Source organism: Paenibacillus sp. JT22N12, assembly GCF_056269365.1.
The window spans coordinates 124,777-138,909 of sequence record NZ_JBWDNU010000006.1 but is presented as its reverse complement, the minus strand read 5'-3'; the positions used below and the strand labels follow the sequence as shown (position 1 = coordinate 138,909).

Genomic DNA, 14,133 nt, shown 5'->3' with positions numbered 1-14,133 from the left:
ATGGTTTTCCACCCTTCTCATCAATCTTGCCTGGCGATCCTTTCAGAAAAAAGCAGCTGCGCTTTTTGCAACTGCTTGCTTCCAAAATCGTATTATTTCGTCGATTGGTACCATTCATTGGCGCTACTAACCATATCAGCGCCTCCCTCAGCGCGCCACTGAGCCAGGAATTGATCATAGCTGTCCAGAGGCTCGGAGCCGGCAATAAATTTCAATACATTGTCATCCAGCAGCTTGTTCAGCTTCAGTGTGTTTTTGGATATCGCTTCGATAGGCGGAGCCAGGGACATAGGATCGACAACGACGATTCCTTCCGAGTTCTTCTGAAAATCTTCATAGTAGGCCTGGAGCACAGGGTCTTTGCGTACGCGCGCCTGCCAATAAACAGGATAATTCTCTTCATCCACCCCGGTCATGAATGCGCTGGCATTGTTCAGATCATCGTTGAATTTAGGCAATATCGGATAATATTTTCCATCCTTGACCTCATGATGGACACCTTCGATACCGATCGCCATTCCCTTGAAGGTCTCCGGCTCAAGCTTGGCGTTCAACAGCTCCATAGCATCCTCTTTATGCTTGGAGGCTTTGGGAATGGCAATGAACCAGGTGGTATTGGCGACTGCTCCAATAGACGCTTTTCCCTCCTTGTTCTTCAAGTACGGGATGACGGATACAGTCGCTTCAGGGAAATTCTTGCTGAGCGCATTAATCGTATTGCCTGCATTCCACCAGGCCAGTTTGTAGACGGCGGCCTGCCCGCCGGAAAATTTCTCAATGGCTTTGGCGGCTGTATTAAGAGGCATTTCCGTATCCACTAAACCCTCACTGTACAATTTGTTCATATAAGCGAGAAATTCCTTCATCTCCGGCTGCTCGGCTTTATGGACAATTTTGCCGTCCACTACCTTCCAGTCCGTGAGCACGCCGAAGGCTGCGGCGATATCCCCATAGATCGAATCTTTGCTGCCTGTAAGCGGAATAATCTTTTTCTTCTCCTTGATCGTCTTGAGCACCGTGTACAGTTCATCCGTATTGGAAGGGATTTCGAGGCCAAGCTCATCGAGCCAATCCTGCCTGATAACCAGCTCCTCCCCAATACTGACGCCTGCTCCCGCCTCCGGCAGCGCATAGATCTTGCCGTCAATCGTTGCGCTCCCCCATGATTCGGGCTTGATGGCCTGATTAATATAATTCCCATGTTCTTTAAGCAGCTCGTCAATCGGCTCAAGAGCTCCGGCTGTAGCCAGATTATAGAACTGGGCAGCGTTCAGCTTCATGAGGTCGAAGCTTTCATTGCCGGCCACTAGCAGATTCAGTTTTTCATCCGCATTCTCAGCAGGCAGCATTTCATATTCAATGTCATATCCCGTTTTTTCCTTGATGTATTGGCCGGTGTACTCTTTGTTTGGATCGAATAAGCTGTACTGCATAATCATGCGGAGACCTGGTTTCGTTCCTTCCTGCTGACTATTAGTGTCCCCTTCGTTATTCCCTGCGGCGGGAGTGGCAGCAGGGTCTGGATTCGGAGAACCGCTGCAGCCGGCGACAGCCAGACTTAATCCGAGAATAAGGGCAAGGCGTGCTGATTTCTTCATCATGCTTGAACCTCCTTGAATGATAGACTCTTAAGTAATTAAAGAATAACTTCTTCAATATCGTCTTACCTGACTCAACAGGCCAGCCAAGCTGCTATAAGAGCGGCATCACCATCCTTAAGCTAATCAGAATCAACCCTTGACCGAGCCTACCAGAACGCCTTTTACAAAATATTTTTGCAGGAAGGGGTAGACGAGCAGGATCGGAATCGTGGCCAACAGGATCGAAGACGCCTGGATGGATTGGGGAGTGGTATTCAATGCCGCATCCACATTATCCTTAAGAAACTCTCCTCCCGAGGACACGAACAGCTCCTTCAAATACAGCTGCAGCGGCTTCAACGCCGGATTTGAGATGTAGATCATAGAGGTGAAATAATCGTTCCAGAAGGCGACGGCAAAGAACAAGGCAATCGTGGCAAGCACCGGCATCGACAGGGGAAGGATAATGGATGTTAATATCCGGATGTTTCCCGCTCCGTCCAGCTTGGCTGATTCCTCCAGCGATTCGGGCAGTCCTTCGAAATAGTTTTTGATGATCAGCATATTGAAGACGTTCACCATTGCGGGCAGGAACAACACCGGGAACGTATTGACCAGATTCAGATTATTCATGAGCAGATAAGTGGGAATCAGCCCGCCGCTGAAGAGCATCGTGAAAATAAACATCAGCAGCAGCCATTTTCTGCCCCTCAGCCTGAGCTTGGATAACGGATACGCTGTGATTGTCGTCAGAAGTAAGCTGAGAATCGTACCCGTTACCGTCAAGAGAACCGATATTTTCAAGGAATTAAGAAACATCTCATCCTGCAGGACATAGCCGTATGTGCCATACTGAAAGCCTACCGGCAGCAAGCCTACCCTCCCCGAAATCACAGCCTCTTCGCTGCTGAAGGATTTGGCGATCAGATTGACGAAGGGAAGCAGCGTCGTGATTCCCATCAGGACAAAAAAGATATAATTAAAGATGGCAAAAGCCTTTTCCGCTAATGAGCTTTTAATCTCCCCGTTTTGGGCCGCTGCTCTTCCTTGTTTGACTGCCGAACGGCTGTTCATGCGTTTTCCTCCTCCTGTTTACCAGATTCCACGCTGCAGATATTTTCTGCTTAAGGCATTGCCGGTGATGACGAGCGTAAATGAAATCACAGCTTCGAACATGCCGACCGCCGTTGTGAAGCTGTAATCCTGATTGCCCAGACCCATCCGGTACACATAAGAGCCGATAACATCCGATACCTTGTATACGACTGGATTGTACATAACCAGAATCTGCTCGGTGCCTGCCTCCAGAATGTTGCCAAGGCGTAAAATAAACATCAGGATGATAATGGGCGCGATCCCCGGCAGGGTGATATGCCACAGCTGCTTCAGCCGCCCTGCTCCATCGATTTTGGAAGCCTCGTAGAGCATGGGATCAATGTTGGAAAAAGCCGCCAGGTAGACAATGGTGCTCCATCCCGTCTCCTTCCAACCCGCTGAAGCGACCAGTACGCTGCGGAAATAGCTGTTGTCGAGAAAGAAAGAGATGGGCTCCAGGTTCATGGCGGCCAGAAGCTTGTTTACAATTCCTCCGTTCGTCGACAAGAGGTCGATGAACAGTCCGCCGACAATAACCCATGACAAGAAGTGAGGCAGATAGATGACGGTCTGTACCGTTCGTTTGAAGAGGACATGACGCATCTCATTGAGCATCAGTGCGACAATGATGGGCAGAGGAAACAAAATGCCGATTTTCAGCAGGCTGATGATCACCGTATTTTTGAATACAAGAGCAAAATCAGGCGAAGTAAACAATTTCTCAAAATGCTTGCCTCCTACCCAGGGACTGTCAGCAAAACCGGTGAAAATATTGAAATCCTTGAAGGCAATAATAATCCCGTACATTGGCGTATACTTGAACAGCAGAATAAACAAAATGCCAGGGACCAGCAATAAGTACAGATCCCATTCCCGCCATATATCCGACCACAGCCGCATCCAATAACTCCGGCGGGGACGGGTTGGCGTCAGCTTATCTGTCGCAGGCTTCATATTAATCCCCCTTTTTTAGTGGTGTTGTACTTCAAATTGTAGACTCCGATCACAACAATGAGTAGGCGAGTGTCATTACTATTTCTGGTAATCTGATGTTTAGTTTCTCGGATTTCCGGACTGGCGCAGGCATCGAAAAAAAAACTGAACCCCTCTGTCGAAGCGGGATTCAGGTTTATATCCGGCGATTAAGGTTTACATTCGCCGGGGTTTACGCCCCAGTATTTCCGGAACACTTTGGTAAAATAACTGACGTCGCGGTAGCCAACCAGGCTGGCCGCGTCATATACCTTTAGTCCTTCCAGCAAAATGGCCTTGGCCCGCTCCATCTTGCGCTCCAGCACATAAGCGGAGAAGGCAACCCCCATCTCCTGCTTGAACAGCCGGCTTAGATAAGATGAATTGACATACAGCCGATCTGCAACGGTATGCAGCGTTATTTCCTGGTCGATTTCCTGGTCCAGTATCGTCAGAATCTCTCTTACCATTTGATTGCTGGTCGTCCTCCGTTGATTATGCCTGAATGTGGTGATATGCCTTACAATGCGCGCTAACCATGACCAGGTCTGCACTTGTGTTTGAAGCAGCTTCAGATTTTGAAAATAGATGAAGTCATCCCCGACCACATCTCTCACCATCCAGCCTTGCTTCTGAATGATTCGCACAAACAAGCTGCTCAGGTACAGCACCGCTTCATGCACTTCATCTGCCGATTCGAATTGTTTAACCCCTACCTCCCACAAACCGGCCAATGCTTCCATCGCTTTATGCTCATCAGCGGTTTCCAGGGCGATTTCCAATGTCTTCTCCAGGCTTTGATGAGCCAACTGAGTATGCGGGCTGCGCTCAGGCACCTCCCGATACGGGATCGCAATATCAGGTCCGTACACCATCCGCTCCTGGAGTGCCCTGCATGCTTGCGCATAGAGCAGCTCCATCTCCTCCAGGCTTCCTGCGGAGGAGCAGATGCCGGCGCTTGCTGTAAGCTTGAGCACAGCCTTCGTCTGGGATAACAGCTTGACGACCGCCGAATTAAAGAAAAGCATCGCTTCATTGGAAGACTGAACGGCTTCCGCGATGAACACGAGCAGCAGATGATGGTCGGCGTCCGTACTGACCCAGCAGGATGGATGGGATAATAACTCGTTTGCCATGCATTGCATCGTAAATTGCAGCAGCGGCCTGTCTTGAGGAGTGAACCGCAGGTTGCCATCGTCGGGGATCGGATCGAGATCGACAACGGCTACGGCGATCCGGTCGTCTTCCTTCAATTCAATGTAGAAATCCTTGCTTTGCTTTAATGCCTCCAGGGGCGTAAGCTTTCCATTGACCCAATTTTGAAAAAAGTTATTTTGCAGGATAGGCAGATGATCCTTCCACTTCTGCTCCAGCGCCGCCTTGCTCTGCCACTGCTCCCACTCTTCCTGGAGCTGCTTCCTGGCTTCGAGAACCGCCTCCAATATCTCGTCTTCGCCTGCCGGCTTCAGCAAATACCGGGAAACCCCATGCTCCATCGCATCCTGTGCGAAGGCGAAATTATCATGTCCGCTCAATATAATCATCTTCATAAAGGACTTCGTTTCCTGCTGCTCCTGCAGCCTGCGGACCAAGGTCAATCCATCCATCTCGGGCATCTGCACATCGATAATCATGATATCCGGTTTATTGCGCTTCACCAGCTGCAGCGCCTCCAGCCCGTTCGATGCCAGTCCTGTCAGGTCAATCCCATGTTCCTCCCATCGTATGTTATGGGCCAGCGCATTGCGCAAGCGCGGTTCATCCTCCACAATCATCAAATTCATCTGGATTCTTCCCCTTCCGTTTGTTTGTGGCAGCAGGGCTTAAGCCGGAAGATCTACCTGCAGCGGTCCAGGGGGATCGAGAGGGTGACAGTTGTCCCTTCTCCCTGAATACTGCGGATCGTCATTGCCGACTGCTTGCCATAATAGAGCTGCATTCTGGTATACACATTACGCAGGCCGAACAGATCCTTCACGTTTCCCTCATCCTGAGACAGGGAGGGAAAGCTGCGCAGCCCCATCTGCTTCAATTCGTTCTGAATGTAGTGAAGCCGCTTGCCCTCTATGCCGGAGCCATTATCTTGGATGCTGATGTTTAAGAACGGCTTGTCATCCACCCAGCTGCTGATGCTGAGCAGCCCTCCGCCGGATCTGCCCTCCATGCCGTGCAGTATGGCGTTCTCCACCAGCGGCTGAAGCATCAGCTTCAGAATCAGTGCGGCTTTGCACTCTTCCGCAATATGGTATTCCACCGTGAAATTGTCCAGAAAACGCAGCTGCTGGATCCGGATGTAATAATGGAGATGGACCAGGCTTTCCTCGATAGTGAACACTTCTTTGCCCTTATTCAAGCTCAGGCGGAAGAACCTGGACAGGTTCATGACCATCTCGCTTATTTCCTCCGCATCGTAGTTTTTGGCCATCCAATAGATGGAATCCAGCGTATTATATAAAAAATGCGGGTTGATCTGAGATTGCAAAAATTTGAGCTCTGTAGTGGTTAACCGCAGCTGCTGCTCGTAATGATCTTCGATGAGATGCTTCTGGTAAATCGTCATCTGATTAAACGAATCGATCAGAAATCCGAATTCATCCTTCCGTTTGTTCTCCAGCCTGATATCCAGCTTGCCGTTGCCAAGCTGCTTCATTCCGCGGGCCAGCCTGTGTACGGGGGAGGCGATGCCGCTGTACACCACCCACGATATGCCAACAGCCAGAAGGATACTGATTACAATAATCGTATAGGTAAACATACGCAGCTGGTCGGTCTCCTCATACAATTCTTTCTTGGGCTGAACCAGGGTAAGCTGCCAGAGTGAATACTCAGAATCAATCGTAACGGCCATTTCGTTGTCCAAAATATGCTGTTCCTTCATGTTCTCTGAACTGCTGGTGCCCGCTACCACCTCGCCCCTCTCATTCTGCAAATCAATCCGGGTGCTTGCCGTCGGAAGCAGCGTCTTGATGGCGCTCAGCAGCTTGTTCTTGTTAAAGGTCACAATCAAGAGATTGGATTTGCGGTCCGAATTGTACAAGTCCATGGAACGGACAAGAAATAGACTATCGGCATTCAACAAGCTGCCAAGCGTCATCCCCTCCGCAACATGCGCATCTGCCAGCATATAGCGAAGTCCCGTCCCGTTGCTACGGGAAGCCTCGACCAGCCATTCCTGCTGAGGCTCCGACAATATCCGGCGGCCTCCGAAATTAGTAGAGATGAGCATATGGGAAGCCTGGTGATAGATCGAAATTTCCGAGACAAATCGATTGACGGAAATCAAATTGGATAGCTGCTTGAGAATAAGCGAGAAGTCGAGGATCGATTCCGGCGACAGATTGGAGTCATTCTTGTTCAACAGTTCGATAATGCTGGGATCGGCAGCAATAACGCTGGATATCTCCTCTACATTTTGCAAGGCGAGATCAATATAATCCATCGTGGAGGACAATGCGACCTGCGTTCGCTCAACAGCTTGCTCGTAGAGAATGTCCCGGGACTTCTCGATGGCAAACAAACTGACAACAACCAGCGGAAGCAGGATAAGAAGAAAATAGCCGGTAAGACGAGTCTGTATATTTCTGGAATAACGTTCTGCGATCCAGCGCAGCATTTTATTCATCCCATTCCCTGCCCCTTTCGCCATCCCTTTGTTTCCTGTACCATTCATTCACCTCTTTGGTTATCTCGTCCCCTCCCTGCTGCTTCCACTGCTCCACAAATGAGTCAAACGCTTCCAGGGGCTGAATCCCCATAATGATTTTGATTAATCCCTCCTGCAGATCGCCCAGCTGTTTGTCGTATTGGCTCATGGCCGGTGTGGGGATGCCGTAAAATTCATTTACGATGAGATTCTGTTCAATCGTCTGCAGATTGTCATACAGATGAAAATCGCCAAGCGAGTCGAGCCTTTCCTTGAATAATTCAGGATCCGGCACGTCTACTAATGACTGATAGATGCCTCTGTACAGATGCTTGTCATGCATGGCAAAATCCGTTACCATCCGCCCGTTCTCCATCGTCCAGATCTGATTCTCAAATCCCAGCTTCAGGTTCTTGTAGTCGCCTGCGATAAAGTCAAGCATCCTGATGACCAGCTCCGGATGTTTCGTCCCCACAGGGATGACGTTGTATCCGCGTATATTATCCTGATTTTTTATTCCCTTCTCTCCATGGACACCTGTAGGATAATCCAGGGCAATCCACTCCGCATCCGGATCTTTTTTCATATTGGCTGCAATCGGACCGCGGGTGTCGTACCAGGTCGCCGAGAACAGCCCAACCTTGCCGCTTTCTACCTTCTCATACAAGTTGTTATGCAAATTTAAGGGGAATTCGCGATCGAGCAGCCCCTCCTGGTACAATCGGGCGAGAAAGGCAAGCGCTTTCCGGGTTTCCGGCATAATGCTGCCATTCACGAGCTGGCCATCCCTCTCGAACCAGGAGTCCAGCTGCGTGCCGAATGCCCCGAAGAAAGGGGCAGACCGGCTCATGTCGGTCATCAGGGTCAGTCCCACTGTATCTGCTTTGCCGTTGCCATCGGGATCATCCCTGGTGAATGCTCTAATAACGTTGTAATATTCCTCCAGTGTGACAGGCGGCTTCATCCCCACCCGATCGAGCCAATCCTTGCGGGCGTACATAATCTCATTGCCAATGACCTCGTTCAAGCTGGGGATGGCATAGATTTTCCCGTTGTATCGCACTCTGTCCCATACCTCATCCTTAATTTTCTTCTTGAGATTGGGCCCGTATTGATCAATCAGCCCGTCGAGGGGGATAAAGCTTCCCTGCTTGGCATAATGATTAAACCAGACAGGATCGTAGGTATGGAGCAAATCCGGCAAATTGCCTGACGACATAATGACATCCAGCTTCTCCTCATAGACTTCCGGAGGAGGTGTGGTTACCTTGATATCCAAATCATTCTTGGTCTCGATATAGCTCAAATATGGATTGTCGTTCTCATCCATTCCATCGGGAAAGGTCATGCCGAGGCTGCTGATGACAATGGATATAGCAGATTCGTCTTGAGCAGCAGGCTTATTCATTCCGGTCTGGCCGGATAATTCACAGCCGGTGCACATATAACACACAGCGGCTGCGAGCATTGAAGACAATAAGATTTTCCGCTGGACGGTCCTGATCACCCATCTCCTTAACTTTGTCGCAGAGGCGCTTGCTCGAGTCTTATCTTCCATCATGGTTCTTCACTCCTTCCAATTAATAGGATACAGACAGCGGTTCTGAACAAGGGTCAACGGCAGCATCTTTCCCAACGATAATTCGACAAAAGGAAAATATCCCCTTCTTTCGTTCATAAATGCCTGTCCTTCCAGGCTTTTCATGGCAGATATCCTGACATCGAAAGCGGCGGATGTTACTGCTTTGAAGCAGCCGTTATCCAGCATGTTTTTGTTAACCAAAACAAAAAAACTCAAGCGGTATTCCGCTTGAGTACACATTCATTTATAGCGTTCTGTTATTGCTTATATACCAGGTATCTCATAAAAAAGAAGCTGCAGGTTGAAGACAGAACCATGGACAATCCCTTCGATGTATTGTCGATGATCCACAAGGGAATAGCATAATGCCCCAGCAATCGGGCAGATATCACAAATACGAGATTGCTGATGACCAGGCTCACAGCAGCCTGGGCGAAAAATTTTATTTTTTCCTTCGTTGAGTATGAGGCTTCATTCTTGAAGGTTATTCGTGAATTCCAGTAATAACTGTTCAGAACGGCCAGTCCATAAGCAAAGGTATTGATGAGCGTGAGCTCCAGCACCGTGTGTCCATGCCATATCCACAGCAGCAGATTTAATGCAAGCAAGTCGAGTGCCCCGTTGCAAACCCCGATAATACCAAACCTGGTAAATTGATGGACGGCCTCCTGCGCCTTGGAAAGTGTCATTTGAAACTTCCTTACATCTCGTATTTTCAGCACCTTTTAATAAAGAAGCCGAATAATGGATGAGAAGCGTCTTATCCCGTTTCAAGGCGGAGGCTCTCTATCCTTATCCTATACGAGATCCCGGCTATGTGTAAAGGCGAATCCCGCTCTTCACATTGCCCCGCCTTCCTCCCGCTTGATGGAATCGCCTTTATTGTAATTGGTTAATCAATTACAAATTTGCAAGGGATGATTGGTTCCCCTGCAAGGCCTTTATTGTCGTGGTCAAGCCTTCCTGGAACGGCGTCGCGGTGATGGGCCCGACTAACCGTTTGAATTTGTCTCCGCTCAGCGTCAGCGGCTCTTCGGTTAAATAAAGCATCTCCACGACTTCTTTCATGACGGGTACGCCCATGCCCAGCAGCGATAAACCTAATTTTCTCAGAGGAATGACCGGTTTAGCACGGCCGCTTGCCGCCTGCGCAATCCGTACGATCTCTCGTCCCGATATGAGCCCGGCTCCCGGTATATTCCAGTTCTGCCCGTAAGCAAAATCTTTGTCCGCCAGCTCGGCAATCATGGCGGCAGCATCCGGCAAGTAGATGAATTCGCGTGGAACACGCATGTTGCCGACGAAAAAAGACATTTTGCCGGCAGCGATGGCCTCTAGGGTTGAACCCAGATACGAGGCCTCGTTAGCTGTAGGTCCATAATAATCAGGCAGGCGGACAATCATGACCTTGGACCTGCTCCACCGCTTGCTAAACAGCATCCGTTCATAGTCCAGGCGGACTTTTCCTTTTTTCGTATGCGGCTGCTTGGGATGCTCTTCTGTCACAAGATCCATCTGTTTTCTTCCATAAGGATAGATTCCGTCAATCGCGACCACTTTAACCGCAAGCCTCTCTGCCGCCTCCATCACCGATTCGCCCAGCGGAATCAGCTTGCTTGCCATCTCGTGATAAGGAACGTTCGCGCAATGGAACAATACGTCCGCGCCGTCGGCTTGAGCTGCAATATCGTCAGGGCGCATTGCATCCCCTACGGCGAGCGTCAAGTGCGCGGGATTGCCAAGCTTATCGGCAAAACGTACCAATTTCTCGCGTGAACGCCCAAAGGCAATCGTTTGTATCCCCCGTTTGACCAGCTCCTCCGTAATCGCTGCTCCCGTCCCGCCCGTTGCGCCAATTACTATTGCTTTTTCCATTTTAATTTCCTCTTTTCTATGGTTTAGTTATTGGTCAATCACTAACTTGAATTCATCATATCATTCGGTTATTGATTGGTCAATCACTAAAATAGAGTTTTTTTGTCAAAGATTTTCGTCCATTAGATCGTTGATGTGAATACTTTCTTTACCCCTATCTCATCCGTTTATTGTATAATAGTAGTGATATTGATTATCATTATTATTTATCCTCCATCCCCTCTTCAGGAGTTGATAGCCTATTATGATTGTGGAAGACCATCTTTTACTTTGGAACCATGCAGCGCTGAAAATAATGGAGGTGAAGCGTGCCGAGCTGCCGATTGGCGGACAGCTGTACGCATCCCGGCTCCCGGCGAGCACTTTGCTTTACACGATACAAGGCCGTGCCCGGCTGCTGCTGAACGGAGAGGAGCAGCTTGTGGAGAACGGATATGTTTGCCACGCCGGCAAAGACACAGTTCTGGCTATTACGGATATCGCCGAACATTTGGAATATTATATGATTCAGTATAAAGCCGCTCTGCCGCTGCCATGCAGTCAGGATCTGCTTCAGCTGCTGGACCGCACGGAACCATTTGATATCCAATATGGTTTTGCGGTCAGTCACGCCGCCCCCCTGCTCGCTGTCTTGTCCCGCATGGAGCAGGAATGGGACCAGCCTGGAGCGATGGCGAAGCTGCAGGTGAAATCGTTATTTTATCAGTTCGTTTGCGAGCTGATGGAGCAATTGCAGCACGATGGACTGGAGCGGGCTGCACCGGATTTGGTGCTGCAGGCAGCAAGATACATGGATAATAACTATGCCCAGCCGATCACAGCAGACACACTTGCGGCGCTCTTGAATTGCAGCTCCCGGACGATTCAGCGGCTGTTCAAAAAACGGCTGGCGCTTGGGCCAATTGACTATCTGCTGCAGGTGCGCATGGACAAGGCCAAGGAACTGCTCCTGGATACGAATGCAGGGCTCAAGGATATCGCCGAAGCGGTCGGTTATGTGGACAGCTACTATTTCAGCCGGTTATTTAAACGTTCTACGGGCGTTTCACCAAGCACTTATCGGGATTGGATGCTGCAGTCCAGAGAAGATGAACCGGATAAAAATGCAGTGATCAAGCTTCATTCGGCGGCAGACCGCAATGGAAAGAAGGCATGGACAGATCCGCTGAATACTGCGATCCGCCGCTCATTGCGTACGGTCATTCATCTTAAAGGCGAGCTTGCGCTTCAGCGGCAGCCTGGGAAAATTGCCGTGCTGGATCCCCAGTTTATGGACCATATGCTGGCATTGGGAGAACAGCCGGCCGGTAGCGTCATGGTAAGCGGGGATCCAAGCAGCTTTCCCGAGTATCTGATCGGCAAGCAGCACGCGCTCAGGACCTTGGGGACGAAGGATGAACCCGATATGGAAGCACTCCGTGCTTTAGCCCCCGATCTGATCATTTGCACCGAGTTTCAGAGGAATATTTATGCAAGCCTCGCGCAAATAGCGCCGACCATCATGTTTGAGCGGAACCGCGACTGGAGAGAAACCTTGCGAATCATCGGGCGTATTACGGGCAAGGAACTGGAGGCGGAGCAGGTTCTGGAGCAGTACAAACATAAAGTCGGCAGGCTGAAATCGGTTCTGGCAGCGAAGCTGCATGGACAGTCGGTAACCGTAATCCGGCCGCGGGATAACAATATAAGACTGCATACGAGCGCTCACCGTACGGCGGCGATTTTATACAGCGATCTGGGGCTGCATCCGCCGAAGCAAGCCGTACAGCGCAAACGGACCAGCTCCATGATTTCGTTGGAGGGGCTGCCGGAGTTGGACGCCGACCATTATTTTGTTTTGACCGACAACAAATTTCAAACATGGTCGGATGAGATTCAGAATACGACTACCTGGAAAAGTCTGCGGGCCGTGCAGCAGCATCACGTTTATCACGCCAAAGTGAGCATGTGGATTGCCTATTACGGCCCTATTGCGATGAATCGGGTGGTGGACCAGGTGGCGGAAGTGTTCCTCAATGCAAAACATCCTGTTTTGTCGTAAAGCGCATGCTATAACGGGCGATGCGTCAATTCGCTTCTTATACAAACACTGTTGAATCCGGATCCTCCGATCCTCAACAGTGTTTTTTTGTAATAGAAGAAAGGTTAACTCTCCCTCATACTTTGATTAAATTTCACGGGTCTAAGGAACTTGCCGCCCTGTCGGAGTACGGCGACAACCGCAACTTCTCATGTCGCCATAATCCATTGCGGTTGTCGCAAGCATCCATTGCTGAGGACAGCCTGAGTCGTTATAGTGTTGTAAGTGATGTTGAAAATCATTATCAATTAGAAACCGGAGGGGCTTGTTGTATGTATCGAAAAATCAATTTTGTATGGACCATTAGCTTGTTGGCAGCTTTGGTTATGTTCCTGGGGGCGTGCTCGAGCAGTACCAATCAAGGCGGCAATAATACTGGAGAAGCTGCGGCGAATCAAAAGCAAGCCAATACTGACGGGGCTGGCAATACCAACGCCCCAGCGGAGCCCGCACCCGCGGAACCGGTGACCATTCAGGGTCTTCGGGGCGGGATCACACTCGATAAGGTACCGGAGAAAATCGTCGTGCTGGACGTCCAGTATGCGGATCAAATGCTGGCACTGGGCAAGCAGCCGCTGGGCAGCGTAGTGGCCGAAACCGACAATGCGCTCCCTGAATATTTGGGCGAAAAGATGAACAATGTCACGTTGGTCGGAACATATGTGGAACCGAATCTGGAAGCAATTATCGGACTCCAGCCGGATCTTATTATCGCCACGGAGTTCCATGACAAGATTTACGACGATTTGCAGAAAATCGCACCGACGCTTGTGCTGGAGCGCAATGAGGATTGGCGGACCGTGCTGTTGAAATTCGGGCAAATTTTGCATCAGCCGGAAGAGGCGCAGAAGCTGGTTGATGATTACAAACAGAAAGTGAGTGACCTGAAGACCGTATTGGCCGACAAATTGAAAGACCAAACGGTCGCTCTGATCCGGCCCAGGGATAAAATGATTCGTCTCCATACGACATCGCATCGAACCGCACAAATTTTATACGATGACCTGGGCCTGACTCCTCCCAAAATGGCAGTCAACAGCACAGATACAAGCACGATGATTTCGCTTGAAGTCCTGCCGGAGCTCGCTGCCGATCACATGTTCCTGCTTCAGGACGACACGAATACGGAACTGACGGCTGAATTTCAAAACACCTCAATCTGGAAAAGTCTGAGCGCAGTGACGGCAAGCCGCGTCTATGTGGAGAATACGGCGCAGTGGATCGGTTATTATGGCCCTATTGCCATCAACTTGGTTGTCGATCAGATTGCTGATGCGCTTAACTAAGTCCGTTTGAGCCCGGAATC

10 protein-coding genes are annotated in these 14,133 nt (G+C 49.8%); 2 read left to right on the top strand and 8 right to left on the bottom strand.

The genetic code is table 11. The features are described from left to right. Nucleotides 1–92: 92 nt before the first annotated feature. The 8 genes from AC0YOA_RS22075 to AC0YOA_RS22040 all read right to left on the bottom strand — a co-directional run bounded on the left by AC0YOA_RS22075 (nucleotide 93) and on the right by AC0YOA_RS22040 (nucleotide 10,747). Complete coding sequence (locus AC0YOA_RS22075; protein ID WP_475788441.1) at nucleotides 93–1,601, bottom strand: extracellular solute-binding protein; 1,509 nt, start codon at nucleotides 1,599–1,601, stop codon at nucleotides 93–95. Nucleotides 1,602–1,730: 129 nt separating this feature from the next. Beyond that, nucleotides 1,731–2,654: a carbohydrate ABC transporter permease gene (locus tag AC0YOA_RS22070; protein ID WP_475788440.1), complete on the bottom strand. Its 924-nt coding sequence runs from the start codon at nucleotides 2,652–2,654 to the stop codon at nucleotides 1,731–1,733. Nucleotides 2,655–2,672: 18 nt separating this feature from the next. Beyond that, the gene (locus AC0YOA_RS22065; RefSeq protein ID WP_475788439.1) at nucleotides 2,673–3,629 is read right to left on the bottom strand and encodes an ABC transporter permease; all 957 of its coding nucleotides are present in this window, start codon (nucleotides 3,627–3,629) and stop codon (nucleotides 2,673–2,675) included. 188 nt (nucleotides 3,630–3,817) lie between these two features. Beyond that, on the bottom strand, nucleotides 3,818–5,431 hold the full coding sequence (locus AC0YOA_RS22060) for a response regulator (protein ID WP_475788438.1): 1,614 nt from the start codon (nucleotides 5,429–5,431) through the stop codon (nucleotides 3,818–3,820). A gap of 53 nt (nucleotides 5,432–5,484) precedes the next feature. After that, nucleotides 5,485–7,269: a cache domain-containing sensor histidine kinase gene (locus tag AC0YOA_RS22055; protein ID WP_475788437.1), complete on the bottom strand. Its 1,785-nt coding sequence runs from the start codon at nucleotides 7,267–7,269 to the stop codon at nucleotides 5,485–5,487. Then, nucleotides 7,262–8,851 carry an extracellular solute-binding protein gene (locus AC0YOA_RS22050; RefSeq protein ID WP_475788436.1) on the bottom strand — a complete coding sequence of 530 codons (1,590 nt, stop codon included), beginning with the start codon at nucleotides 8,849–8,851 and terminating at the stop codon, nucleotides 7,262–7,264. The genes AC0YOA_RS22055 and AC0YOA_RS22050 overlap by 8 nt, the downstream gene beginning before the upstream one ends. A 278-nt stretch (nucleotides 8,852–9,129) precedes the next feature. Further along, on the bottom strand, nucleotides 9,130–9,561 hold the full coding sequence (locus tag AC0YOA_RS22045; RefSeq protein ID WP_475788435.1) for a GtrA family protein: 432 nt from the start codon (nucleotides 9,559–9,561) through the stop codon (nucleotides 9,130–9,132). A 211-nt stretch (nucleotides 9,562–9,772) separates the two neighbouring features. Continuing rightward, the gene (locus AC0YOA_RS22040; protein ID WP_475788434.1) at nucleotides 9,773–10,747 is read right to left on the bottom strand and encodes an SDR family NAD(P)-dependent oxidoreductase; all 975 of its coding nucleotides are present in this window, start codon (nucleotides 10,745–10,747) and stop codon (nucleotides 9,773–9,775) included. Between the two features lie 244 nt (nucleotides 10,748–10,991). Here AC0YOA_RS22040 and AC0YOA_RS22035 point away from each other — a divergent pair, with 244 nt between their 5' ends. After that, on the top strand, nucleotides 10,992–12,788 hold the full coding sequence (locus AC0YOA_RS22035; RefSeq protein WP_475788433.1) for an ABC transporter substrate-binding protein: 1,797 nt from the start codon (nucleotides 10,992–10,994) through the stop codon (nucleotides 12,786–12,788). A 311-nt stretch (nucleotides 12,789–13,099) separates the two neighbouring features. Further along, nucleotides 13,100–14,113: an ABC transporter substrate-binding protein gene (locus AC0YOA_RS22030; protein ID WP_475788432.1), complete on the top strand. Its 1,014-nt coding sequence runs from the start codon at nucleotides 13,100–13,102 to the stop codon at nucleotides 14,111–14,113. Nucleotides 14,114–14,133 lie beyond the last annotated feature (20 nt).

Bases quoted from the DNA above. Each gene is read 5' to 3' on its own strand.
- AC0YOA_RS22075 (WP_475788441.1), bottom strand. From the start codon at position 1,601: ATGATGAAGAAATCAGCACGCCTTGCCCTTATTCTCGGATTAAGTCTG.
- AC0YOA_RS22070 (WP_475788440.1), bottom strand. From the start codon at position 2,654: ATGAACAGCCGTTCGGCAGTCAAACAAGGAAGAGCAGCGGCCCAAAAC.
- AC0YOA_RS22065 (WP_475788439.1), bottom strand. From the start codon at position 3,629: ATGAAGCCTGCGACAGATAAGCTGACGCCAACCCGTCCCCGCCGGAGT.
- AC0YOA_RS22060 (WP_475788438.1), bottom strand. From the start codon at position 5,431: ATGAATTTGATGATTGTGGAGGATGAACCGCGCTTGCGCAATGCGCTG.
- AC0YOA_RS22055 (WP_475788437.1), bottom strand. From the start codon at position 7,269: ATGAATAAAATGCTGCGCTGGATCGCAGAACGTTATTCCAGAAATATA.
- AC0YOA_RS22050 (WP_475788436.1), bottom strand. From the start codon at position 8,851: ATGATGGAAGATAAGACTCGAGCAAGCGCCTCTGCGACAAAGTTAAGG.
- AC0YOA_RS22045 (WP_475788435.1), bottom strand. From the start codon at position 9,561: ATGACACTTTCCAAGGCGCAGGAGGCCGTCCATCAATTTACCAGGTTT.
- AC0YOA_RS22040 (WP_475788434.1), bottom strand. From the start codon at position 10,747: ATGGAAAAAGCAATAGTAATTGGCGCAACGGGCGGGACGGGAGCAGCG.
- AC0YOA_RS22035 (WP_475788433.1), top strand. From the start codon at position 10,992: ATGATTGTGGAAGACCATCTTTTACTTTGGAACCATGCAGCGCTGAAA.
- AC0YOA_RS22030 (WP_475788432.1), top strand. From the start codon at position 13,100: ATGTATCGAAAAATCAATTTTGTATGGACCATTAGCTTGTTGGCAGCT.